Annotated in this window: 20 protein-coding genes and 3 tRNA genes; 6 read left to right on the top strand and 17 right to left on the bottom strand. The window is 68.5% G+C overall.

All coding sequences use genetic code 11. The features are described from left to right. Positions 1-60: 60 nt before the first annotated feature. From TFU_RS10535 to TFU_RS10515, 5 genes are all read right to left on the bottom strand, one after another. Positions 61-387 (bottom strand): tetratricopeptide repeat protein, encoded by a 327-nt coding sequence (locus tag TFU_RS10535; RefSeq protein ID WP_011292556.1) that lies wholly within the window; start codon positions 385-387, stop codon positions 61-63. An 81-nt stretch (positions 388-468) separates the two neighbouring features. Then, entirely contained in the window at positions 469-972 is a 504-nt protein-coding gene (locus TFU_RS10530; protein WP_011292555.1) for a beta-class carbonic anhydrase, read from the bottom strand. 123 nt (positions 973-1,095) lie between these two features. After that, a complete protein-coding gene (locus TFU_RS10525) occupies positions 1,096-3,582 on the bottom strand; it encodes a DNA gyrase/topoisomerase IV subunit A (RefSeq protein ID WP_038043964.1) in 2,487 nt (828 codons plus the stop codon). A gap of 304 nt (positions 3,583-3,886) precedes the next feature. Then, positions 3,887-6,163 carry a glycosyl hydrolase gene (locus TFU_RS10520; RefSeq protein WP_011292553.1) on the bottom strand — a complete coding sequence of 759 codons (2,277 nt, stop codon included), beginning with the start codon at positions 6,161-6,163 and terminating at the stop codon, positions 3,887-3,889. Positions 6,164-6,725: 562 nt separating this feature from the next. After that, on the bottom strand, positions 6,726-7,622 hold the full coding sequence (locus TFU_RS10515) for a sugar kinase (protein WP_011292552.1): 897 nt from the start codon (positions 7,620-7,622) through the stop codon (positions 6,726-6,728). 194 nt (positions 7,623-7,816) lie between these two features. Here TFU_RS10515 and TFU_RS10510 point away from each other — a divergent pair, with 194 nt between their 5' ends. The 4 genes from TFU_RS10510 to TFU_RS10495 all read left to right on the top strand — a co-directional run bounded on the left by TFU_RS10510 (position 7,817) and on the right by TFU_RS10495 (position 13,320). After that, entirely contained in the window at positions 7,817-10,540 is a 2,724-nt protein-coding gene (locus TFU_RS10510; protein ID WP_011292551.1) for a GNAT family N-acetyltransferase, read from the top strand. Between the two features lie 345 nt (positions 10,541-10,885). After that, entirely contained in the window at positions 10,886-11,461 is a 576-nt protein-coding gene (locus TFU_RS10505; RefSeq protein ID WP_016188981.1) for a DUF5998 family protein, read from the top strand. Next, entirely contained in the window at positions 11,458-12,633 is a 1,176-nt protein-coding gene (locus TFU_RS10500; protein WP_011292549.1) for an alkaline phosphatase family protein, read from the top strand. Before TFU_RS10505 ends, TFU_RS10500 begins: the two co-directional genes overlap by 4 nt. A gap of 33 nt (positions 12,634-12,666) precedes the next feature. Further along, a complete protein-coding gene (locus TFU_RS10495) occupies positions 12,667-13,320 on the top strand; it encodes an MBL fold metallo-hydrolase (RefSeq protein ID WP_016188980.1) in 654 nt (217 codons plus the stop codon). A 10-nt stretch (positions 13,321-13,330) separates the two neighbouring features. Here the strand turns inward: TFU_RS10495 and TFU_RS10490 are convergent, their stop codons facing one another. The 4 genes from TFU_RS10490 to TFU_RS10475 form a co-directional block, all read right to left on the bottom strand. Beyond that, the gene (locus TFU_RS10490) at positions 13,331-13,828 is read right to left on the bottom strand and encodes a DUF5709 domain-containing protein (RefSeq protein WP_011292547.1); all 498 of its coding nucleotides are present in this window, start codon (positions 13,826-13,828) and stop codon (positions 13,331-13,333) included. A gap of 66 nt (positions 13,829-13,894) precedes the next feature. Next, complete coding sequence (locus tag TFU_RS10485) at positions 13,895-16,150, bottom strand: CHAT domain-containing protein (RefSeq protein ID WP_011292546.1); 2,256 nt, start codon at positions 16,148-16,150, stop codon at positions 13,895-13,897. 258 nt (positions 16,151-16,408) lie between these two features. After that, positions 16,409-16,834 carry a hypothetical protein gene (locus TFU_RS10480; protein WP_011292545.1) on the bottom strand — a complete coding sequence of 142 codons (426 nt, stop codon included), beginning with the start codon at positions 16,832-16,834 and terminating at the stop codon, positions 16,409-16,411. A 79-nt stretch (positions 16,835-16,913) separates the two neighbouring features. Then, complete coding sequence (locus TFU_RS10475; RefSeq protein ID WP_011292544.1) at positions 16,914-17,402, bottom strand: RNA polymerase sigma factor; 489 nt, start codon at positions 17,400-17,402, stop codon at positions 16,914-16,916. Positions 17,403-17,615: 213 nt separating this feature from the next. Between TFU_RS10475 and TFU_RS10470 the strand changes: the two genes are divergently transcribed. Beyond that, positions 17,616-18,110, top strand: coding sequence for a DUF3145 domain-containing protein (locus TFU_RS10470; protein WP_038043957.1), 495 nt, complete (start codon positions 17,616-17,618; stop codon positions 18,108-18,110). Between the two features lie 13 nt (positions 18,111-18,123). Here TFU_RS10470 and TFU_RS10465 read toward each other — a convergent pair whose 3' ends face one another. The 7 genes from TFU_RS10465 to TFU_RS10435 form a co-directional block, all read right to left on the bottom strand. Continuing rightward, the gene (locus TFU_RS10465; protein ID WP_011292542.1) at positions 18,124-18,609 is read right to left on the bottom strand and encodes a DUF1707 SHOCT-like domain-containing protein; all 486 of its coding nucleotides are present in this window, start codon (positions 18,607-18,609) and stop codon (positions 18,124-18,126) included. Positions 18,610-18,747: 138 nt separating this feature from the next. Beyond that, complete coding sequence (locus tag TFU_RS10460; RefSeq protein WP_011292541.1) at positions 18,748-19,191, bottom strand: DUF1707 SHOCT-like domain-containing protein; 444 nt, start codon at positions 19,189-19,191, stop codon at positions 18,748-18,750. A gap of 164 nt (positions 19,192-19,355) precedes the next feature. Continuing rightward, positions 19,356-19,988: an HAD family hydrolase gene (locus tag TFU_RS10455; RefSeq protein ID WP_011292540.1), complete on the bottom strand. Its 633-nt coding sequence runs from the start codon at positions 19,986-19,988 to the stop codon at positions 19,356-19,358. Between the two features lie 106 nt (positions 19,989-20,094). Next, positions 20,095-20,631, bottom strand: coding sequence for a YbhB/YbcL family Raf kinase inhibitor-like protein (locus tag TFU_RS10450; protein ID WP_011292539.1), 537 nt, complete (start codon positions 20,629-20,631; stop codon positions 20,095-20,097). Positions 20,632-21,092: 461 nt separating this feature from the next. Continuing rightward, positions 21,093-21,167: transfer RNA gene (locus tag TFU_RS10445), tRNA-Val, on the bottom strand. Positions 21,168-21,184: 17 nt separating this feature from the next. Next, positions 21,185-21,255, bottom strand: a tRNA-Cys gene (locus TFU_RS10440). A gap of 40 nt (positions 21,256-21,295) precedes the next feature. Next, positions 21,296-21,368, bottom strand: a tRNA-Gly gene (locus TFU_RS10435). A gap of 165 nt (positions 21,369-21,533) precedes the next feature. On the opposite strand from TFU_RS10435, the gene TFU_RS10430 reads away from it, so the two are divergent. Next, a complete protein-coding gene (locus TFU_RS10430) occupies positions 21,534-22,751 on the top strand; it encodes a molybdopterin molybdotransferase MoeA (RefSeq protein WP_011292538.1) in 1,218 nt (405 codons plus the stop codon). Between the two features lie 15 nt (positions 22,752-22,766). Here TFU_RS10430 and TFU_RS10425 read toward each other — a convergent pair whose 3' ends face one another. Continuing rightward, positions 22,767-23,279 (bottom strand): gluconokinase, encoded by a 513-nt coding sequence (locus TFU_RS10425; RefSeq protein ID WP_011292537.1) that lies wholly within the window; start codon positions 23,277-23,279, stop codon positions 22,767-22,769. Positions 23,280-23,516: the final 237 nt, after the last annotated feature.

The following is a 23,516-nucleotide window of genomic DNA, read 5'->3' as shown; positions in this document are numbered from 1 at the left end:
CGCGGTTGAAGGCCGTGCCAGCCGGGGCCCGGCCCGCCCCAGGCTGTCCGGAACAGGGGGTTAGTCGAGGGAGCCGCCGGACATGATCGCGTGCATTCTGCGGTGGGGGGCCGCTTCGTCAGCTCGGTTCTGCCGTTCCAAGGTGCGGGCCAGGGCAATGTGCGCCCACGCGTCGCACGGGTCCAGTTCGATGATCTTGCGGAAGACCTCTTCGGCCTTGGCGAGCTGAGCCGAGTGGAAGTAGGAGCGTCCCAAGAGTTCCAGGACCGTCCGGTTGCGGGGTTCTTCCTCCGCAAGCGGGGCCAGGACACGGGCCGCACCGATCGGATCGCCGAGGTCGAAGTGTTGTCTGCCGCGTCGGTAGGTTTCGTAATTGCTTTCTGCCATAGCACTCCTTTCCTCGGGAGGCACAACGGTGCTCCTCACAGAGGAATTCCCTGCGGCTACCGACGCGACACTCTCCTCACATCACATATCCACCGGGGTCACCCGGCCGGTGTCGACGTCGTAGATGGCACCCATGACCGGCAGGTCAGGGGGGAGCAGCGGGTGGTGCCGGATCCGCTCCACATCACGGTGGAGGGCACCGATCTGGTCGCTGTCGGTGTGGAATTCAAGACTGCGGGTGTCGACGCCGTAGCGCGCGGCAATCGTGTCGTGGACTTCCTCGTCACCGGAGACCGACGCCATCTTGCACCCGGTGTGCGGGAGCACGATGACCCGGTTCACCCCCAGCAGGTACACCGCGAGGACGAGGGTCCGCAGGGTGTCGTCGGTGACCCGGGCCCCCGCGTTCCGCAGGATCTTGGCGTCCCCAGGCTTGAGCCCCAGCATCTCCAAAGGTTCGATCCGCGAGTCCATGCAGGTCACTAAGGCCAGCCCGCGGGCGGCCACCGGCTGCAGGCCCGCCAGTGTGAAAGTACGGACATAGTCCTCGTTCGCAGCGAGGACATCGTCGAAGACACCGTTCACAGTCGCCTCCCCGGCGATAGCAATTGTTCCTCATGCCATGCCTGGCTCGGATAAGGCCGTGCGATCCACGCGCACGGCCTTATCCGAGCACTGGGCAGTGGAGTCCCGGCGCACCGGGAACCATCAGCCTTGGAAGAGTGAAGCCACCACGGTCCCGGTGTCAACCTGGCCGGTGCCCACTGCGGCGATGGGGCGGGGCAGTGCCTCCCCGGAACCGTCCCGCCGCTCCACCGGGTCGGGGAGCCGCACGGGACCGCCGTCTTCACGGAACGCCCGGGCCGGGGAACGCCCCACCCAGCCGAACAGCAGTATGTCTTCCCCCTTGAGGAAGCGTTGGCACCGCACCCCCCCAGTGGCGCGCCCTTTAGCGGGAAACGCGGTGAAGGGGGTCACTTTCGCGGTTCCCGGCTGGGAGTCCGGGCCGGTGCTGCTCCCCGCGACGGTGACGACCACCGCGTCCTCGGGCGACAGCACCGCGCCGAACCACACCGCGTGCGCTCCTTCCGCGAGCCGGATGCCGGTCACCCCGCCCGCGCCCCGCCCTTGCGGGCGGACGGTTGTGGCCGAGAAGCGGAGCAGTTGGGCGTTGGAGGTGATGAACACCAGGTCTTCTTCCCCCGTGACCAGGGGGGTGGCCCCCACCAGCCGGTCGCCGGGACGCAGCGCGATGATCTCGAAGTCGTCCTTCTGCTGCGGATAGTCGCCGCCGACCCGTTTGACGATGCCGCTTCGGGTACCGACGACCAGGCCGGGTCCGTCACTGTCGAGGGAGGTCAAGGCGATCACCCGCTCGTCGGCGTCGAGTTCCACGAACTCGGTGACAGGAACCCCGGACGAGATCGCTGGATTCTCGTCGGCCTTGTCTGGGAGTTCGGGGAGCTCCAGCACGGGAACGCGGATCACCCGGCCCAGGTCGGTGACGAGCCCGACTTCGCCGCGCACCGTGGCCCGCACATTGGACGCCATGGCGTCGTTGCGGGTCCGCGGCCCCTCGAACATCGGCGGCAACTGCTGCCCCGACGTGCGTCCGATCAGGCCGCTGGTGCTCAGCAGCACGTGGCACGGGTCGTCGCCGACCTCCAGCGGCATCGCCGAGGTGCGGACTTCTCCCGTGCTTTCCCGCAGCACGGTGCGGCGCGGTGTAGCGAACTCCTTGGCCACTGCCGCCAGCTCCTTGGAGACGAGCCGGCGGAGCTTCTTGTCGGACTCCAGGATCGCGGTCAGCTCCGCGATCTCAGCAGTGAGCGTGTCGCGCTCCTGCTCCAGTTCCTGCTTGTCGTACCGGGTGAGCCGCCGCAGCGGCGTGTCGAGAATGTAGCGGGCCTGCGTGTCGGACAGGTCGAAGGTGTCCATGAGGCGCTGCCGGGCCTGGGTGGAGTCGTCGGAGTCGCGGATGACCGCGATGACCTGGTCGATGTCGGCCAGAGCCACCAGCAGGCCGGTCACCAGGTGGAGGCGCTCTTCGCGTTTGGCGCGCCGGTGCTCGCACCGGCGGCGCACCACCTCGAGCCGGTGGTCGACGTAGACCTGCAGCAGGTCACGCAGTCCGAGCGTCCGTGGCTCGCCGTCCACCAGGGCCACATTGTTGATGCCGAAGGTTTCCTCCATCGGCGTGAGCCGGTAGAGCTCTTCGAGGACAGCCTCCGGGTTGAAGCCGTTCTTCAGCTCGATGACGAGACGCAGGCCCTGGTTGCGGTCGGTGAGGTCTTTCAGGTCCGAGATGCCCTGCAGTTTCTTGGCCTGCACCAGCTCCTTAATGCGGCTGATGACCTTCTCCGGGCCGACGTTGTAGGGCAGCTCGGTGACAACCAGGCCGGTGCGGCGCGGGGTCAGCTTCTCGATGGAGACGGTGGCGCGGATCCGGAAGGTGCCGCGGCCTTTCGTGTAGGCGTCCCGGATCCCGTCCAACCCGGTGATGGTCCCCCCGGTGGGCAGGTCAGGGCCGGGGATGAACTCCATGAGTTCTTCGAGGGTGGCGTCAGGGTGGGCGAGGAGGTGCCGGGCCGCCGCGATCACTTCGCCGAGGTTGTGCGGGGCCATGTTGGTCGCCATGCCCACCGCGATCCCGGAAGCGCCGTTGACCAGCAGGTTCGGGAACGCTGCGGGGAGGACTTCCGGTTCGGTCTCCTGACCGTCGTAGTTGGGGCGGAAGTCCACCACGTTCTCGTCGATGGACTCCACCATCAGCATGGCGGCGCGGGTCAGGCGGGCTTCGGTGTACCGCATCGCCGCGGGTGCGTCGTCGCCGCCGAGGGAACCGAAGTTCCCGTGTCCGTCGACCAGCGGGACCCGCATAGCGAAGGGCTGGCTGAGCCGCACCAGCGCGTCGTAGATGGCGCTGTCGCCGTGGGGGTGCAGCTTACCCATGACTTCGCCGACGACACGCGCGCATTTGACGTGTCCGCGGTCGGGGCGCAGTCCCATTTCGCTCATCTGGTAGAGGATGCGCCGCTGGACCGGTTTGAGGCCGTCGCGGGCGTCGGGAAGTGCGCGCTGGTAGATGACCGAGTAGGCGTACTCGAGGAAACTGCCGCGCATTTCCTCGGAGACGTCGACGTCGATGATCTTCTCGGTGAGTTCTTCGGGAGGCGGGGACGTTGTACGGGCCATGTTGGCCATTGTGACCGGTGTATACGACCGCTTCGAACGGGAGAGCAGTTCTTTTGCCCCTGGTACGGCCTGGGGCCGGCAGCCTGGCACCCTCCCCTGGCGCAGGAGTACCCTGGAGGGCAGGCCGTCAGCAGGGGAGTGCGGGCAGGCAACAGCCGGGAAGCGCGCCGGTCTGCCTGGCGGGCGCCTGCGTCCCGGAGAGGGTTGCGCGGGAAGACCCGCGGTGGGGGAGTGGCCGGGCTCACCGTCGGCGGTGGCGAACCCGACCACTACCGGGAGTACTCGGGAGGAGCCGGCTGCTGCGTCACCCGGTCGCCAACTGCCCCGGCGGGACGGTGAGCGTCGTGCCGTCGGAGAAGGTCACGGTGAGCGGCTGGCCGGTGGGGTTGAACGCCACGTAGGTCCGCCTGTCTCCGTCGCGGAATACGGCGTAGTGGGGCGTGTCAGCGGTCACTGACGTGTCGACCGTGCCGAACTCGGCGAGCGTGGAGAGCCACTGGTACGTGTGGGCCTTGGAGGAACCCGATTCCGGTTCGTAGGACTGCCACTGCGCTTCGAACGCGGCCAGCGCCGCATCCGGATCGGACAGCGCCTGGTGGGCCCAGTGGATGTCGCGCCACACTTGCGGCTGACGGCCGAGCCGTGTGACCAGGGACTGGTGCATGGCTGCCGCGTGCTCAGGGTCGTGGCCCAGGTAGAGCGAGCCCGCGGTGATCGGCAGGTAGTTGATCCCGTAGAGCTCTTCGGGGGTGCCGTCCCACCAGATGCGGTGGTCACCGCCGTCGCTCCACACCATGCCGACGACGTCGTGGGAGTAGCCGGCGGGGAAAGCGTCCCCGTCTGCATTCTGCCAGTACCGGCGCATCGCCGAGGCCTGCGTGGTGTGCAGGTACACGCCCAGGTCGCGCAGCTCCTCGTCGCCGATGAGGGAGCCTAGCAGGGCAGCGCTGGCCGCAAAGTGCATGGCTTCGGACGAGGACTCCTGGTTGTTGCCGGAGGCGAACCCGGCGTGCCCGGAAGCCCAGCCGTGCCCCGCATAGGGGGAGAAGGACCGCAGCCAGGGGAAGCGTTCGTCGTCGCGGTCGGGGTTGTTGGCGTCCCGCAGCACCGTTGTCACCATCGGCCCCCACCGTTCCTCGCTGATCCAGGACCGGTCGTAGCGGGCGATGGTGGCTGCGGCGGTGATGAAGTAGCCGTAGTGGAAGTCGTGGTCGTTGAGCTCGGTGTTGCTGCCGAAGCTCGCGGGGAAGCCGATCAGCGTGTCCCACTGGTCGTCGTAGTAGAACTGGGCGTTGTCCCCCGGGCCGTCCGCGGTCAGCCAGTCCTCCATCTTGTTTTTCAGGAGGTCGAGCAGGGCGTCGCGTCCCGCGGTGTAGCCGATGGAGTCGGCGATCGGGACGAGCTGGGCGAGCCGTCCCAGGGCCTTGCCGGTCCAGTAGGTGTCGCTGGCGCCCTTCCACGGGTCGGAGGCGTGGAGTTCCGCGTCGATGAGGGCGCGGAGCCGCTGGTGGTCCGCAGAGTCCACTGTGGGCAGGCTGGGCAGGATGCCGTGCGTGGTCAGCTCGGTCGTGAAACGGTCCCCTTCCACGACCCGCATCGGCCCGCGCGGGGAGGCGTAGCTGAGGTCGGTCAGCGCGGTGGTGGTCTCCTTCCACTGGTGCGGGTACAGCGCGAGGAGGGTGCCTTGGGCGGTGCCTTCCCGCGCCTCGGTGGTGACGCGGTAGGTGCTCGTCAGTGTGGCGGATGCGGGGTCGTAGTCGTAGGTCAGCGTGGTCGAGGTGACGAAGGAGTAGGCGTAGGGGGCGTACCTGTCGAAGTCGTCCGGGCTGGGCAGGAGCGCGACCGAGGCGTATCCGGAGCCACCGACGTCGGCGGTGAAGACTGTGTCCGACTCCGACCAGGTCGTCCCGCTGGGGGCGAACAGGGCGTAGTGGTGCCCGTTGACGGTGACGCCGACCGCGTTCCCAGACCGCCGCCACACGGTGGGCGGCGCAGTGAACTCCACGCGGATCGGCCCGCCGGAAACGTCCGCGTAGACGAAGGGGAGGCCCTGGCCGATGGTGGTGCGTAGTTGCCGCGTTCCGTCGGACAGGTCAGCGGTGACAGTCCAGTCGCTGTAGCCGGCGACCTTGGCCGCGGGGGCGTTGAGGCCGTGGATGCCGAGAACGAAGTCGGGGGAGTGGGTGTACTGGTATTTCAGTCCGTCCGCGACGAGCTCCGGGGTGTCGGGGTAGCCGACTTCCAGGCCGTGGGCCTGGGCTTTGAAAGACAGCGGGTGGGCGTAGAGGTTCTCGCCGTACGGGTTGCCGGGGTAGCGCTGGAAGATCAGCGAGGACCACCAGTCGTTGGTGACGACCGGCTGGGTGAAGTCTGCGGTGACTTTCGGGGCCACCGGGGCGCCCGTATGGTCGCTGGGCCCGGAGGCCCCGGGAGGGAGCACGGTGGTGTAGCTGCCGGAGCCTAGTCGGACCTGTGCCGCGGCCGGTGCCGAGGGGAAGGTGAGGAGTGCGCCGCAGAGCAGGGCGGCTGTTGCCGCCGAGGTGGTCGCCCGCCGCCATCGCCTGCGTGAGGCATGGGACATGACGCAGCCTTTCTGATCAGGGGGAGAACAACACACGCAACTGTGAGCAAAACATCACAGAGAGTGTTCTTGTGTATAAGACAAGCGAATGTCACTCTCTGTCAACATTTGATGACGCGTGTGTTATGTGTCTGTTATCCGGGATCGTGTCGGACCACCGTGCTGCCCACAGCCGACTGCCAGCCCCGCTCCCGGCTCGCACGCCCCTAGCTTTGCCCTGCCGTCGCAGCCGACACCGAAAAACCGTCGGCCAGGATCCAGGGACTCTACGGGCAGCTCCGCGACAACCCGCACTCAGCACGCCCGGCAGCGCGTCCGCCCCACCTCACGCGACTTGCACGCACCCACCGTGCAGGAGCGGCACACTCCTCTTCCGCGGCACAGCCTGCCACCACGAAAAAGACGACGACCGGCACCCTCCCGCCGCCCGTGCGGCAGCGAAGCGCTCATCCCGGGCAGCACCCACAGCGCTCGCGAACACCCCGCGGCACACCGTATGCGGACCGCGCCCCACCGCGGCCGCGCTCCAACCCCGCCCGCGCTACCGGGCGGCCCTGCACGCTCAGTCGAGCTCCGGACGGGCCCCCGGCTGGAGCAGGGCACGAGCCGCCAACCGCTGCGCGCTGATCAACGCCTCCTTGGGGTGCTTGCCCGCCAGCCACGCCGGCAGGAAACCGGCAATGAACGCATCGCCAGCACCGATCGCTCCCGGCACAGGCTCCACCGGCTCGGCGGGCACGTGCAGCGTGCCTTCCCGAGCCTTCGACGCCCACAGTGCGCCGTCAGCCCCCAGTTTGATCACGATGTTGGGGTACCAGGCGGTCAGCACTTTCGCCGCCGCGTCGGGATCGTCCCGCCCGGTCAGCACCGCCGCCTGCTCCTGGTTGGCGAACAGCAGCCGGACCCCGTTCGTCCACTCCAGGAACGCTTCGGCCCCGACCCGTTCCAACGGGGCGTGCGAACCGCAGTCCACGGAGATGGACATCCCGCTCTCCTGCGCCAGCCGCAACGCCACCCGGCCCGCGCGGCGCGACCCCTCGTTGAGTAGCGTGTACCCCGACAGGTGCAAGTGCCCGTCCGGGCCGAACAGGTCCCGGGGCAGGTCTTCTGGCTGCAATGCGGCGTTGGCGCCCGGATCGCTGAGCATCGTGCGGTCGCCCCGGTGCGTGATCATCACCACGCAGGTACCGGTAGGCCGCTCCGGGTCCATGACCATGCGCGCGTCGATGCCATACCCCATGAGCTCCATCTCACGGGTCCGCCCCGTGATGTCGGAGCCGCGGCGGCCGATCAGCGCAGTGTCGGTGCCCTCGACCGCCAGCCACGCGGCCACGTTCGCCCCGGAGCCGCCCCCGAAGGTGGCCACTGACGCGGGGGTGTCACTGCCGCGGGCAAGCGGGTAGAAGGCCCGAGCGATGGAATCGGTCATGAGGTCGCCGACTACGACTACTCGCGTCATGAGTCTTATCCTTACCGACCGGGTGGCGCACGTGCTTTTCCTACGCGCTTTGAGACGTTAACAGGTTCAGGACACGGCCCGGGTAACGAATCCGCAGGACTTCCCCCGAAGCAGCCGCTGATCCGCGCCCAGAAAACCCGCCTTCCCGGCGATAATCCCCCAAACTGGGGAGGAAGTCGTCTACTCTCACAATCGTGCAGTCATACCCCAAGCACTGGGAAGCGGATGTGGTGCTGACCGACGGCGGCACCGCGCACATCAGGCCGATCACTCCTGACGATGCCACCCTCCTCCAGGAGTTCCACTCTCGGCTCTCCCCTGAGACGATCTACTACCGGTTCTTCGCTCCCTACCCGAAGCTCTCCTCCCGCGACGTCGAGAGGTTCACCAAGGTCGACTACGAGGACCGGGTAGCCCTGATTGCCACGATCAGCGACGCCATGGTCGCGGTGGTCCGCTACGACAAGGTGGGCCAGGACGAGGCCGAGGTCGCCTTCGTCGTCGAAGACGCCCACCAGGGCCGCGGGCTCGCCTCCGTCATGCTGGAGCACATTGCTGCCGCCGCCCGGGAACGCGGCATCCGCCGCTTCATCGCCGACGTCCTGCCGGAGAACCGGCGGATGATCAACGTGTTCCGGGAAGCCGGCTACACCGCGCAGCAGACCTTCGACGAAGGCGTCATCCGCCTCACCCTCGACCTCGAACCCACCGAGGTCTCCTTGGAAGTCATGCGCGCCCGCGAACAGCGCGCCGAGTCGCGTTCCATCGCCCGCCTGCTGTTCCCCAAGTCCGTCGCGGTGATCGGTGCCAGCCGCACCGCGTACACCATCGGCCAGACCGCGCTGCGCAACCTCCTCAACGGGGACTTCCGGGGACCGGTCTTCCCCGTGCACCCCGAAGCCACAGCGGTTGCGGGGGTCAAGGCATACCCCAGTGTCCTCGACATCCCCGACCCGGTCGACCTCGCCATTGTCGCGGTCCGCGCCGACATGGTCGCGGACGTGGTCGACCAGTGCGCCCGCAAAGGCGTCCACGGACTTGTCGTGGTCAGCTCCGGGTTCGGCGAGACCGGGCCCGAAGGCAAGAAACGGCAGGACGAACTGGTCCGGGCCGCCCGCGCCGCCGGTATGCGTGTCGTGGGCCCCAACTGCCTGGGGGTAGCCAATACCGACCCGAAGGTCTCCCTCAACGCTACGCTCTCCCCCAACCTGCCCCCACGGGGCCGGATCGGCTTCTTCTCCCAGTCCGGTGCCCTGGGCCGGGCCATCCTGGAACGGGTCGCCCAGCGGGGCCTGGGCTTGTCCACCTTCGTGTCCGCGGGCAACCGCGCGGACGTCTCCGGCAACGACCTGCTGCAGTACTGGGAAGAAGACCCGGCCACCGAAGTCGTCCTGCAGTACCTGGAGTCCTTGGGTAACCCCCGCAAGTTCACCCGCCTGGCGCGCCGCCTGGCCCGCCGGAAGCCCGTAGTCGTCGTCCGCAGCGGCGGCTCCGTCCGCGGCGTGCCGCGAGGACACGCCGCAGGCACCCTCTCCCTGCCCGACTACGCGGTGACCTCCCTATTCGAACAGTCCGGCGTGGTCCGGGTCGAGGACATCACCCAGATGTTCGACGTCGCGCAACTGTTCGCCTACCAGCCGCTGCCGAAAGGCCCCCGGGTCGGCATCATCGGCAACTCCGCGGCCTTGGAGCTGCTGGTCAAGGACGCCTGTGTCCGTGCCGGACTGCACCCCCTCGAACCCGTAGACCTCGGCCCCAACGCCACCGAGCGCGACTTCGCGGAAGCGCTGGACGCGGCCCTCGCCGACGACGGAGTGCACTCCCTGGTCGTGGTCTTCATCCCGGCCCTGGCCCCCATCTCCAGCGGCGTGGCCGAAGTCATGCGAGAGCGCTCGGCGCGGGCCACGAAACCCATCGTCACCGCCTACCTGGGCCATCAGGGTGTTCCGGAAGAGCTCCGCCTGGTCGGGGAAGGCGGGGAGACCCTCCGCGGCTCTGTGCCCTCCTACCCGGCCCCGGAAGACGCGGTCCGCGCCCTGGCACACGCCACCCGCTACGCCCTGTGGCGGCAGCGCTCCCACGGACGCCACCCCGAGCTCGCCGACATCGACACGGCCCGGGCCCGTGCCGTGATCACCCGTTCCCTCGCCGAAGCGAAAAAAGCCGGCACCGCCGACCACTCGGTCTGGTTCACGAGCGAACCCGTGCTCAGCGACGAAGGAGCGCTCCCCCCGGAGACCGCCCGGGAACTGCTCGGCTGCTACGGCATCCCTGTCGAGCCGTACATTCCGGTGCACTCCGCAGACGAGGCAGCTGCCGCAGCGGAACAGCTCGGCTATCCGGTCGTAGTCAAAGCCAACTCCCCGGACCTGCGGCTCCGCGCCGGCGGACGCGGTATCCGCCTGGAGCTGCTCTCCGCCGAGGACGTGCGCACTTCCTTCACGTCGCTCCACGAACGGCTCGGCGACGAGGCGATGCTCGTCGTGCAGCGGATGGTCACCCCCGGCGTGCCCACGCTCATCCGCGCGGGAGAAAACCCCTCCTTCGGCCCGGTGATCGCTTTCGGGCTCGCCGATGTCACCGCCGAACTCCTCGACGACCGCGCCTACCGGCTCGCGCCGCTCACCGACGCCGAGGCCGCCGACCTGGTCCGCGCGGTCCGCTCCTCCCCGCTGCTGTTCGGCCTGCCCGCGGGCACCTCGTCACTCGCCGACCAGCCCGACGTGGAAGCCTTGGAAGAGGTGCTGGTCCGCGTCTCCCGCATGGTTGATGCGCTCCCCGACGTCGCCTACGTCGAACTCGACCCGGTCATCGTCAACTCCACCGGAGCCCACGTCATGGGGGCGCGAGTGTGGCTGCGGGAAGCCCCCGAGGTGCGGCCCGACTCTGGACCGCGGCGCCTGCGCGTGCCGTTTTAACCCGGGACGCGTCCCGCTCCAGTGGCTGGGGCCGCCGATCAGGCTCAGGCGTCGGCGGGGGACGCTCCGGAGGAATCGGCCCTGGCGCTGGCGGTTCCGGGACCGGCATGGGCGGCTCCGGAGGGACCGGGGCAGGCGGAGGAGGCTCCGGCTCCGGCGGCACCGGTACTGGGCGTCGAGGCGTCGGGCGCGGCCGGTCAGGCACAGCAAGAACCACACCGTCCATACCGGGCCACTGCCCCGCGCGCTCCCTGGTACACACCTGCGACATCAGCCACGACAGAGGCCGAGGTGCATGTGGTCAGTTCGAGAGGGCAGGATGGACACATGAGGAAAACGCGTGCAGTGTCCACTGACTGGCGCCTGGAGATCGAGCGCAGCGGCTACTACCCCGCGCTCGTGATCGACGCTGTGGCCAGCGCCCTCGGCAGTGAGACTGCTGAAGCTTTCGTGGTCCACCACGAGGCCACCTTCGACCCGGGGATGGAGGTGCGGCGGCACATCAGCGTGCTGCTGCTCACCCCCACGCGGCTCGTCGTCTGCCACACCGATGAGCATCCCCCGGTCGATGCCAACGGCCGACCGCACGCCTCCACCACGACCGAATCGGTGCGGCTGGACAGTATCCAGTCCGTGGCGCTCACCCGTGTCGTCCCCGACCCCGCGGCATACGTGCCCGGCACCCTGCCCAGCGAGGCCGTGCTCAGCATCAACCTTGCCGTGAACTGGGGGTCGATCGCGCGCATCGACCTGGAACCGGCCGCGTGCGCCGACGAATCCTGCGAGCTTGACCACGGATACACCGGGGGGATCACCGCGGAACCGCTGACCCTGCGGGTCAGCCAGGCCGCCGACGGCCCAGAGGCGGTCGCCAACCTGCTGGCGTTCAGCCAGGCGCTCTCGGAGGCTGTTGCTCGATGACCGCCCGTCCCGCGGCCGAGACACCGCTGACCGTGCCCAGGTACGGTACGGCTTCCCTGGCCGACCTCGGCCCTTCCCTCCTCGCCTCCTTGGGCGTGGCGGGGGAACCCAACGTGCTCGGCCTGCCTGAGGCCCGCCGCGCCTGCGTCCTCATGGTCGACGGCCTGGGCTGGCGGGCCCTGCTCGCCCACCGCGACCGCGCCCCCTTCCTGGCGTCGCTCGCCGAGGGGTGCGCACCCATCACCGCCGGATTCCCCAGCACGACCGCAACCTCCCTCACCACGGTGGGCACCGGGACTGTCCCCGGCAGCCACGGGGTCATCGGCTACCAGGTGGCGCTGCCGGGAACCGACACGGTCTTCAACCACCTGCGGTGGACAGCGAACGTCAACCCCCTGGTCTGGCAGCCGCGCCGCACCGTCTACGAGAGGGCAGAAGCGGCCGGGGTGACCACCGCCTACATTGCCGACTCGGCCTACCAGGGCGGCAACTTCACTCGGGCGTCCGCCCGGGGCAGCCGCTACGTCCCCGCCAACACCACCACCGAACTCGTCGTCCACGCCGCAGCCGCCCTCACCGCCGCCGACCGCGCCTACCTGTTCGTCTACCACTCCGAGCTCGACATGCTCGGCCACATGCACGGTGTCGGCTCCCCCTACTGGCGGCACCACCTCGCCGAGGTGGACCGGCTCGCGGAACAGCTCGCCACGGTCCTTCCCGAGGACGCGTTCCTCTACATCACCGCCGACCACGGCATGGTCGACACGGACGAGCAGAGCCGTATCGACGTGGCGAGCGACCCGGACCTCACCGAAGGAGTCCGGGTGGTCGCCGGGGAACCCCGGGCCCGCCAGGTGTACACCCGGTCGGGCGCAGCCGCCGACGTCCTCGCTGCATGGCGGGAACGGCTCGCCGGAGTCGCCACCGTGGTCAGCCGCGCAGAAGCCGTCGACGCGGGCTGGTTCGGGCCTCCGGACGAAGTCAATCCCGGCATCCTGGATCGGGTCGGCGACGTGGTGGCCGCCGCCCACGGCACTACCGCGCTGATCGCACCCCACCGGGAGCACACCGAGTCGCGGCTCGTCGGTCACCACGGGTCTTTGACCCCGCACGAAATGGAAGTGCCGCTGTTGCGCAGCGGCCCCCTGCGGAGGTTAGGGGCCTTCCGCTGAGCGCTCCGGGCACGGCCGCGGCACAATGAGAGTGTGTCGTATACCGGAAACACGCATGTCGGGGGCCCTGCCGACGTGCGGCAGCTCCCTGAACTCACCATCAGCAAGATCGCGGTCGGCCCGATGGACAACAACGCTTACCTCCTGCGCTGCGTGCGGACCGGGGAAGCGGTCCTCATCGACGCCGCTGCCGAAGCCGACCGCCTGCTCGAACTTATCGGCGACAACGGCCTGGCCAGGGTGATCACCACCCACCGCCACCGGGACCACTGGGGCGCTCTCGCCGACGTGGTCGGGGCCACCGGTGCGCGGACTGTCGCCCACCCCGCGGACGCGCCGGAACTTCCCGTATCCACCGACGAACTCGTGGAACACGGTGACACGATCCCCGTGGGATCCTGCACCCTCTCCGTGATCCACCTGCGGGGACACACTCCCGGCTCTATCGCGCTGCGTTACGACGACCCCGCTGGGCACACCCACCTGTTCACCGGGGACAGCCTCTTTCCCGGCGGGGTCGGAAAAACCTGGAGCGACGCGGATTTCCGCAGCCTGATCACTGACGTGGAGACCCGCATCTTCGACCAGATGGACGACGACACGTGGGTCTACCCGGGGCATGGCCGCGACACCACGTTGGGTGCGGAACGCCCCAGTCTGCCCGAGTGGCACCGCCGCGGCTGGTAGCGACCGCACCTCACGGCTCTTCGCGTTCCCGGACGGCGCGCTCCTCAGGAGCGAGCCCGCCCCGGTCCAGACCGACGTCCTCAGCGGTAGCTTCAGCCTCCAGGTCGGGGCGTACCCCCTCGTCTTCGGCGACGAGCCGTCCCGCCGAGGGGGACGCCTCGGCCATTCCTTCGGTTTCCAGCATCTCCTCTCGCTCCCAGACCTCGGGTTCCTCCCGGGAGAGCGCCGTATCCAACGGCTCCCCGGCTTCCTTGTCGGTGCCGGTGGTACCGAATTCGTCCATGGCGATGGGACGCTCACTGGGCAGGATCGTGTCTTCGGTGGTGTCCGCCAGCGCAGGCTGGCCGGCGTCCTCGTAGTCGGAGTCCAACGCGTGGATGGGGTCTTCCGGCCGACCGTGGCGGGTCTCCTCCGTCGACGGTGTGATCGTTTCCTCCACCACCGCGTCCTCATCGAGGTCGTCCAGTAGCACCGGGTCTGTACTGCGACGATTACGTATCTCAGCCATATTCGACCTCTACCCCCGACCCGTCGATCATTCCTGGCTGGGAGCAGTTCCCAGACCGTGGGAAGCTCACCCTGCGCCGAAGCACACGAAACCCAGGTGGGCCAGGTGTTCGGCGACGACGGTCGCGGGCGGGACACCGGAGCGGAGCGCCTGGTGCGCCCGCACCATCGCGGCAGCGGCCTGCACGTCGGGCACTCTGAGCACGCTCGCTACCACCGTGGCGCTGCCGCGGGCCAGCAGAGAGGCGGCGATTCCCAGAGGAAATCCTGAGGGGACAGCGGGCATGGGACGGCCCGTGGTACAGGACGAGAGCACGACCAGGGCGGGAAGGTGCTGCACCCGTTCCACGTCGTAGGCGAGCAGCGGGCCGTCCGCAAGCACGAGGCCTGCGCACATCGGAGCCCCGTTCCGGGCGAACCCGTGGGCGCTGAAATGGGCCAAGTCGGCGCGGGCCAGACCGCGCAGCACAGTTCGAGACCGGGCTTTGGCCCCCACGAGTATCCGTGACCGAGGGTACAACCGGGCTATCGCACGCACCTCGGCTTCCGCGTCTTCTGGCCCGGGCCCTGCCACCAGCAGGGCCCGAGGAGGCTGCCGGGAGTGCAGTGCCCGCTGCCGGCAGCGCAGCCAGACCTGGCCCGACGGCACCACGCTGATGGGACGTCCGCGAAGCGCGGGCAGGAGTCCCCAAGGCAGAACCTGGGTGTAGGCACCTGGCGCGATCACCATTTCGCGGTCTCCGATGGCCGCAGCGATCGGCTCGAAGAGGAGACGCTGCACTTCCTCGGCTCGTCTGGCCAGGAGCCGGGCCGTGGTTGGACCGGGAGAGAATACGTGCTGGGCCGCCAGATGCTCGAAATGGGTGACGGCGTCTTTGATGGTGGACCCGGCCGCCAGTTCATGCAGCCGAACCGTGCCGTCGACCACGGTGAGTGCAGCCGGAGCCTGGTCCAGGTCGGAGTAGTGCACGAGGGCCCGGGAACCGAGCCCGGTGGACAGGGCTTCCCACGGGTCTTCCCAGCCCTGCCCCGAAGACGCGTCCCGGGGACGGCAGCAGGGATGCCACTGGTCCACCGCCATCTCTACTTCAAGCTCGTGCAGCTTGTAGCGGGCCGTGGAGACTCCCCGCCACGCCTCGGCGAACGTAGCGCGGTATCGGTCGAGGAGGGCTGCCCAGCGCTGGTTGCGGCACGTGTGCGGACCGAGGTCGATCGTCCTGGCCTGCTCCAGCCGGCGGAGCGCCGCCTTGGCCGCCCCGGACTGCAGTGCAGCCGTGGCGTGGTGCAGGGCCTGTGCCGTCCGGAGGGGAGTGGCGTGAGCGGCCACCTCCAAGTGCGGGGTGGCCGGGGGAGGGGGCACGGCGCGCGGCGCGGGCAGACTGCCGCCCCACGTCTCGGTGATCTGCTCGGCGGCCCGGAGCCATGCCGACTCGGCACCGAAGAGCCGTTCCAGGAGGTCGACGGTGGCCGCGACCTTCACGTGCGCGCGGGATGCCACGGCGATTTTCAGGGACAGCAGCTCGGCGAGCGCCCGGTCGGCTCCGCAGCCGCGGATTTTTCCGAGGGAGAGGTTGAGCTGCCACGCCTCCCGGACCATGCCGGCGTCGGCGAGGGCGTGCGCGCGCTCCAACACGAGCGCGGGGTACCGGGTGGGGGTCTGCAGCAGGGGGGCAGCCTGCGCGAAGCGTGCCATGGCCAGGCCGGTGTCGCCCTGGCGGGCCGCCAGACAGCCCAGGTTCTGGGTGATCATGGCGCTCAACCGGGGCAGGGAGTACTGCTCGGCTAGCGCAAGCCCGTGGAGCAGAGTCTCTTCTGCTTCCGTCAGCCGTCCAGCACGGATGAGGGCCAGACCGCGGCTGCACAGCAGGCCGGGGAGGAGGCGCGGGTCGGAGGCAGTGCGGAGCGCAGGCTCGGCCGCCGTGAAGGCGGCGAGGGCGTCATCGAAGCGGCCGCTGTGGTAGGCAGCCACCCCTTGGGCGAGCAACCAGAGGGCCGAGCTGGTGGAGGCAGTGGCAACGGGGATGCGTGGGCTGGGGCCAGGGTAGCGAGACAGCGCTCCGGTCCAGGAGGCGCGCGCCAGCAAGGCCTCCTCAGCCAGGTTGGCCTGGACGGCGACGCGGACCGCTTCGGTCAGCCGTTTCCGTGCCTCGGTGAAGGAGCCCAGTTCGTAGACGGCAAGGCCGCTGATCCGTAAGGCCAGGGACCGGATCCGAGGGTCGGTGGAACTGCCGAGCAGCCGTTGCGCGCGGCGCAGTGCTGCAGCGGGGTCGCGGGCTACAAGGGAGACGGGAAGCCGGCTCATGAGCCGGTGCGGGTCCGCCATACCAGATCGCCTTCCGTGGGGGACTCGGTCGGAAGAACAGCAAAAAAGACGAATGACGGCATTGAAAGAAAGATGATTCGAAGTGTGCTTACCGCGTCGAAAAACGACACATTAAGTCATAGCATCCCGCGGCAAAAAAGACGAGTGGAATGGCGCAACATCCCTTTTTGTGAGATTGGGGATTATTTTCAGTAAATGGAGGATTAGCGATTGGTGGGGTGGTGCGGGTGATTTGTGGGATGTGGGGGAATTGGTGGATTACAGGATCGTCCACGGCGTCATGAGGTATGGCCCGGCAGAGTCGGCGGGGGAATAAACGAGGCTGACGGGGCCGCGGGGAAGGGAACGCACGATGAAGGCGCCGCTCGGGTCAGTGGCGTGGGACGAGACTTCCCCGGCGTGCCGGAGCTCGACGACGAAGGAAAGGGCGGGGATGAATTGACCTGCCAGGTCACAGACCGCGCCGTACGCCGTGACCTGCAGGTGCAGCTCGATCCCTTCAGCGGAGAACGTGAGGAGCCGCGGCCCGGACTCCGGCACGCACCGCAACCCCGGTGCCGGGTCTGTTGCGGAGTCCGCCACTAACGTGGTGAAGCGCGCTTCGGGACGGCGCAACCGGTAGGCCGCCCGGGCCGCGGCAAGCACATGGTCGGGCGGCCGCTCCTCATCGGGAGTGCCGGTCAACAGTCCTCCTCTCCTTGTCTGAGCAACCGGAACAGCCGGCGCCGCGCCCGGCGTCGGGCCCGGTGCAACTCCGGTACGGTCACCCCTGCCAGTCGGGCTGCCTCGGTCGGGGCAGGCCAGGACGGTAGACGTCCACGTGAGCCACCTCGCGTTCTGGGGAGTCCAGTTGGTTCAGGGCGGAACGCACCCGGGCCACGTCCTCAGCCACCAGGCTGAGCGACTCGGGTGTCCGGTGATCGGGACTGTCGAGATCTTCAGCGGGAAAAATCTGCACTTTGCCGTGAATGCGCAGGTGGCGGCGGCATTCATTGTGGGTTACCGTCGCCAGCCACGCCCCAATCCGTTCTGGTGTGCGCAGCCGGGTGAGGTACTCGGCCAGATTGCACAGCACGGTTTGCGTGATGTCTTGCGCGTCGTGGAAGAGAAGAGGATAGGAACGCGTGATCTTCCAGACCAATCCTGAGTACCGGTCGAGGAGGGCGTTCCACGCAGCTTCGTCGTTGTCTGCGGCACGCCGGACCAGTTCCTTGACACAGGCGGCCTTATAGGTCTGGCCACTCAAGGGCACCCCCAGTAAAATCACACACCCGGCTACGCCTGGAGTAACACGGTAACCATCAGGCCCGCGGTACGGGGACCTTTTGGCATTTTTGGTCTTCTCAACCTGGTGCTGCTGAGGTGCATGGGACACAATGAAGAGAGGAGAGGACCTAGAAACGGACATCTCCTCTGGAAGTACGAGGGCGTCGGGGAAGCGCACTCGTCCGTATCAGGAGGTTCGGTGTCCGCACGTGGCGTCCTATATGTCCACTCTGCGCCCGCGGCGCTGTGTCCCCACGTCGAGTGGGCGGTCGCGGGTGTAGTCGGCGTGCCCGTGAAACTGGATTGGGAACCGCAGCCAGCGGCTCCCAACACGTATCGAGCAGAACTGAACTGGCAGGGAGCACCGGGGCTGTCCGCAGCGATCGCCTCGGCGCTGCGCGGCTGGCAGCGGCTGCGCTACGAGATCACCGAAGATGCCACTCCCGGCTGTGACGGGGTGCGTTACAGCTACACGCCCACGCTCGGTTTCTTCAGCGCGGTGACCAGTGCCTCCGGTGAGGTACTGGTGTCAGAGGCGCGCCTGCGCGACGCTATGGAGCGGGCCGCCGCCCAAGGACTTGATCTCGCTGAGGAAATCGACAAACTCCTTGGCCGTGCGTGGGACGAGGAGCTCGAACCGTTCCGCTACGCGGGCGAAGGAGCCCCGGTCCGGTGGCTGCACGCTACCGGATGATCGGCGCGCAGGATCAGGCCTTTGTGTGCGGGCCGGAATGGTCCCCAGGGGTGTCCTTATCCGATCGTGCGGATCCGCTCAGGGCGTTGGCCGCGGTGATGACGAACACGATCCCCAGTGGCCACCCTGGCCAGAAATACAGCAGTTCCCCGGCCATGATGCTGGTCACCAGCCAGATTCCGCCCAAGATGACGGCGAGGCTGGCAAACCCGCGCCACGGTTCGAGAAAGTCGCGCCACCTGCGGGCAGGGGCGTGCGCGCGGCCCACCGCAGCCAGGTCGACGGGGGCGCGTGCAGAACCGGGAGCGGGAGGAAGGTCCGCGGTCAACGGGGCGAGCTCCCCCAGGGTCGTCGCGCTCATGGCAGCGGCGAGCCGCTTGTCGTATTCAGCCAGGTCCAATCGGCCTTCCACCAGTGCCTGAGCCAGTTGCTCCGCGGTGGCGTCCCGGTCCGCATCCGATGCGCGGATCCGCTCTTCTGGAAGGTGTTCGCCAGCCATATCCGCCCTCATTTCTGTGGAAAGAACCGGGGAGTTGCGAAGCGCGGCTCCTGGGCGCCCGAGCAGGGGTCGCGACGACCGAGTCCTGCGGGGCGGACTCCCCAAGCGCAGCCGAGCCTCCCCTACATCAGACGGTGGTCAGCGGCGGCGGGATCCGTCGTTATGGGGCCAAATTGCCGCGGCAAGCAGGATAGCCGCCCAGATGCCGAGCGGAATCAGCGGCCAGAACGGCAGCAGACTGCCGGCAAGGAGACTCGTGACCCCCCAGATACTGCTCATGATGATCGCGCCGCCCAGCCACCACCGCCACTCGTCGATCCACTCTTTCCACGCCGAGGAGGGGATGCGTTCCCGGGACCGGGCGGGAACCGCCTCGGTGCGCTTCGGCTCCGGAAGGTCCGCAACGAGCGGCAGCAAGTCCCCGATGACGACAGCGTTCATCGCCCGGGTGAGTCGGTGGTGGTATTCGTCCAGATCGAGACGGCCCTCAGTCAACGCGATCGCGAGACGTTCCGCGACGGCGTCCCGGTCGGCGTCCGAGGCGCGCATCCGCTTGGGAGGAACACGGTCTTCGTCCTGCATCCCCTTTTCCCCTTCGCGTGACCGACGGGGTTTCCATCACGATACGTCGGGATGGCCCCAGAGAACAGCAGCCGACACCCGCGTTGCCGCAGGGAAGGGAGGGACCGTGGAGGGGAGGAGACCCGAAGAAATAACGCGGGAAGGCGCGCCCATGAATGGTGGGATCACCCCAGTGAGAGCTGCTGGAGGAGTGCGGCAAGCCCGGCAGCCCCGGTGTAGTGGTGCACACGGATCCCCAATGCCGCGGCGGCACGGATATTCGCCTCCCGGTCGTCAATGAAGAGGGTCTCGTGCGGGTCGGCGCCAAGCTCGCGCAGCACATGTTCATACACCCGGGAATCGGGTTTGCATAATCCGATCTCACAACTGAAAAACAGCGCGTCAAAGCCGCACAGCAGCGGGGAGAAACGCAGCGGAGCGGCGAGGTCGTGCGGGGCGTTGGACAGTAACGCCACCCGGAGCGGACTGGCGGTGAGCCGAGCGGCCAGTGCAGCGGCCTCAGGTTCGGGCACCAGCCAGCCGCCCATGTCGGTGGCCCACAGCTCCTGCCGGACCGCGGGATCCCACGAGATGTTGAGCCGGGCGCCAACCCGGTCCCAGTACTCCCGAGAGTCGAGTCCGGCATCGTAGGCGCGCCGCTCATGCCAGTAGGCGTCCCAGAACTGTTCGGCGGGCACGCCGCTCAGCGCTACCAACCGGGAACGGGACTCAGGCGGCGGCACCGAGAGGACTTCGCCGTAGTCGAAGACCACCGTGGTGATGGGGGAGGGGGAGTCCTGGAGTGGGCGAGAGGTCACCGCGTCTCCTCCACGATTCGCTGGGGGACGGCAGACCCTTCGACCCTATCCGTTCCCGGACATCGGAAGCGGGCCGCTCCGAGGAGCGGCCCGAGCCCTTTCCCGGTTAGGGCACCTCGTAGGTGGGCACGATCATGCCTCGCGCCAAGGTGTGGAAGAACAGGTTGAAGCCGAGCACCGCTGGAGTGGTGGAATCGTCGAGACCGAGGCTTTCTACGTCCACGGCGTGCACGACGAAGAAGTAGCGGTGGGGGCCGTGCCCCGAGGGCGGGGCCGCGCCCACGTATCCCTTGGTTCCGGCGTCGTTGCGGAGCATGACCGCGCCCGGGGGCAGGCCCTTGCCGCCTTCAGCGCCCGCCCCGGCGGCAAGCTCGGTGACCCCGGCGGGGATGTCGCATACGGCCCAGTGCCAGAATCCGCTGGCCGTGGGCGCGTCGGGGTCGAAGCACGTTACCGCGAAGCTCCGCGTCCCCTCCGGGAACCCGCTCCACGCCAAGTGGGGGGAGACGTCCTCGCCGCCGGCCCCCATCACCCCGCTGACCTGAGGTTGAGGCAGAGGCTGGCCGTCGGAGATGTCCTTGCTGGTGACGGTGAAGGTGGGAACCTGCGGCAGGAAGTCGTACGGAGACGGCGGTCGAGCCATGAAGAACCTCCCGAACAGTCGTTCTGCGGGCGTCTGCCCCTCTACCCAGGTCAGTATGGTCGGACCGCACGCGGTCGTCCGGGTTTCCCGCGCGTCTTGCCGTGCAGTCCGCGGAAAACCGGGGCTGGGAGAGCGCTGCCGTCCCCCGAGGAGCGTTGATCACAGCAGCAGGCACTGCCGTGACCAGGGACAACGCTCCCGCCTCGCAGGGGAAGTGAAATAGATCACTTTTAGGGGTGTGGTTTCGGTCAAAGGAGGCCAGCTACCGGGGCAGCCGTGTGCGTGGGAACCGGGGCCCTTGCCGAGACCGGGACCAGGGCTGCCCGGAGGACGGACGGGGTTGCCGGGGAGTGCTCAGAAGAACCGGAAAAGGGCTGGTCGCCCCGGACAACCCAGGAGAAAGCCGGGAAAACATAATCGGCCCGCTTTCCGTCAAAAGCAGGCCGATCATCCAGAGTCACTGGTGGGCGATACTGGGATCGAACCAGTGACCTCTACCGTGTCAAGGTAGCGCTCTTCCACTGAGCTAATCGCCCCGGTACCCGGGAATCAGAGGTGGAGACGGGATTTGAACCCGTGTGGACGGCTTTGCAGGCCGCTGCCTCGCCTCTCGGCCACTCCACCGGATGAAAAGACGGTGGGGAAACCCGCACCGTCAAATCCGAGCGGACGACGGGATTCGAACCCGCGACCCTCACCTTGGCAAGGTGATGCTCTACCAACTGAGCCACGTCCGCATGCCGTTTGATGCCGGGCCTCTGCTCAGCCCTGACATCCACGTGCACTAAGAACTGTAGCGGAATCTCGCGGGACAGCAAATCGAATACGTCTCGGATGTCTCCGCCAGGCCCTTCGGTTACCGGACCCAGCGGCCATCAGCGGGGAAGGGATATAAGGGAGACGTGCAACGTCACGGTGACCTCCCGACAGCCCGGAAGACCCCGCGGTCCGGCCTGCCCTGGCCAGACGCCCGGGAAGCCGCTCGACGTCTGGGCCGGCGCTGCGGTCCCGGCCAACTCCGCTGGGAGACGCTGACGGAGGCGTTGGGCGGAGTACTCGCGGACGAACTCCAGGCTCGGATCGCTGCTCCCCCCTACGACGCGGCCGCGATGGACGGCTACGCGGTCTGCGGCCCTGGACCGTGGACCCTGCACGGCCGGGTACTGGCTGGCCAGGAGCACGACTTGGTGCTCTCCCCCGGGCAGGCGGTGGAGGTCGCGACCGGGGCCCGCGTGCCGGAGGGAACCACCGCGGTACTTCCCTACGAGCACGCCCGGCGCAACGCGGATGTGCTCGCCGGCGATATCGCGCCTGGACGCCACGTGCGGCGCCGCGGTGAGGAAACCCCCGAAGGGGCGGTTGTGCTTCCCGCTGGCACCGTCATCACCCCTGCCGTGCTCGGCTTGGCGGCGAGCCTGGCCCACGACCGGCTCCCTGTCTACCGGCCTCGCGTGCGTGCCGTGGTCAGCGGCGACGAGCTCGTAGACGAGGGGGTGCCCAGCCCTGGGGCGGTGCGCGACGCTATCGGACCGATGTTGCCCGGACTCGTGGCCGCGGGCGGAGGTGTGCTCACCACGCTCCACCGCATCCCCGACGGACTCGACGCGCTGACGGCCCAGTTGGCCGCGGAGGGAGACGAGTCGGTCCTCGTCGTGTGCGGCGCTTCCTCGGTGGGGCCCGCGGACTATTTGCGGGGCGCGCTCGTGGAGCTGGGCGCCGAGGTCCTCGTGGACGGCGTGCACTGCCGCCCCGGGCATCCGCAGTTGCTCGCCCAGCTCGCTGGAGGACGTCACTCGCGCCGGGTGGTGGTGGGACTGCCCGGCAATCCGGGGGCGGCCCTCGCCGCCTCCCTGACCTTGCTGCTCCCCCTGCTTTGCGCCATGACGGGCCGCGCGGAGACAGCGCCGGGGCGGATCACCCGGTGCCGCCTCGACGGCGAGGTCACCGTCCATGAGCACGACACGCGCCTGGTCGCGGTAGAGGTCCTCGCGGACCGTGCCCGCCCGGTAGGGCACGACCGGCCAGCATCGCTGCGCGGTGCCGCTGCGGCTGACGCTGTGGCAGTGGTCCCGCCCCGCTGGGCCGGGGACGACGTCGAACTGCTCTGGCTGCCGGTCTGAACGTCTCCTGGACTGCTACGCCTGGGCGTTGCGGAGCCCGGTGACGATCCGCACCGCTTCGGCGATGAGGTCCTCAGGGGAAGCGGACACGTCGAGGACGGCACCTGCCTCATCGGGGGCAAGCGGCTCCAATGTGGCGAACTGGGAGTCCAGGAGTTGGGGCGGCATGAAGTGGCCACGCCGCTCCCGGATCCGCTTCCCGATCAGTTCAGCCGAGCCGTGCAAGTGGAGGAAGAACACGCCGGGAGCGCTGCGCCGCAGAAGGTCCCGGTAGGAGCGGCGGAGCGCCGAACACGTCACGACCGAGGAAGTCCCTTCCCGCTCCCGTTCGCTGATCCACGCTGCCAGCGCCTGGAGCCAGGGGAGCCGGTCCTCGTCGGTCAGCGGAATGCCGCGCGCCATCTTGGCGATGTTGGCTTCGGGATGGAAGTCGTCGGCGTCGGCGAACGGGAGTCCCAACTCCTGGGCGACCCCTCGGGCCACCGTGGTCTTGCCGCTCCCCGAGACGCCCATGAAGACATAGTGCATGCCTGCTCCCTTGCTCGACGGCGGCGCGGACACCCACCCGCACCGGCGCGGTTCCGCAGGTTTGCATAGGGGCCGCTGGTGTGCAAGACGCGCAGTTCGGGAGCAAGGGGGCGAGAGGCGCAAGCGGGTGAGGGGCCGGTGTGCTGCCGCGGTGTGCCGGTCCATGCCTGGGCCGTTACGGTCCAGGCCCCGCGCCTCCAGTAGGGCGGGCACGAAAAAAGCTCCCTTGCGGAGAGT

The sequence above is a fragment of the Thermobifida fusca YX genome (assembly GCF_000012405.1).
Classification (GTDB): Bacteria; Actinomycetota; Actinomycetes; order Streptosporangiales; family Streptosporangiaceae; genus Thermobifida; species Thermobifida fusca.
The sequence above is the reverse complement of the archived record's forward strand: the minus strand, read 5'-3'. Positions and strand labels throughout refer to the sequence as shown.

Excerpts from the sequence above, each read along its gene's own strand:
- TFU_RS10535 (WP_011292556.1), bottom strand. The coding sequence starts at position 387 with ATGGCAGAAAGCAATTACGAAACCTACCGACGCGGCAGACAACACTTC.
- TFU_RS10525 (WP_038043964.1), bottom strand. The coding sequence starts at position 3,582 with ATGGCCCGTACAACGTCCCCGCCTCCCGAAGAACTCACCGAGAAGATC.
- TFU_RS10520 (WP_011292553.1), bottom strand. The coding sequence starts at position 6,163 with ATGTCCCATGCCTCACGCAGGCGATGGCGGCGGGCGACCACCTCGGCG.
- TFU_RS10515 (WP_011292552.1), bottom strand. The coding sequence starts at position 7,622 with ATGACGCGAGTAGTCGTAGTCGGCGACCTCATGACCGATTCCATCGCT.
- TFU_RS10500 (WP_011292549.1), top strand. The coding sequence starts at position 11,458 with ATGACCGCCCGTCCCGCGGCCGAGACACCGCTGACCGTGCCCAGGTAC.
- TFU_RS10490 (WP_011292547.1), bottom strand. The coding sequence starts at position 13,828 with ATGGCTGAGATACGTAATCGTCGCAGTACAGACCCGGTGCTACTGGAC.
- TFU_RS10485 (WP_011292546.1), bottom strand. The coding sequence starts at position 16,150 with ATGGCGGACCCGCACCGGCTCATGAGCCGGCTTCCCGTCTCCCTTGTA.
- TFU_RS10465 (WP_011292542.1), bottom strand. The coding sequence starts at position 18,609 with ATGGCTGGCGAACACCTTCCAGAAGAGCGGATCCGCGCATCGGATGCG.
- TFU_RS10460 (WP_011292541.1), bottom strand. The coding sequence starts at position 19,191 with ATGCAGGACGAAGACCGTGTTCCTCCCAAGCGGATGCGCGCCTCGGAC.
- TFU_RS10450 (WP_011292539.1), bottom strand. The coding sequence starts at position 20,631 with ATGGCTCGACCGCCGTCTCCGTACGACTTCCTGCCGCAGGTTCCCACC.
- TFU_RS10425 (WP_011292537.1), bottom strand. The coding sequence starts at position 23,279 with ATGCACTATGTCTTCATGGGCGTCTCGGGGAGCGGCAAGACCACGGTG.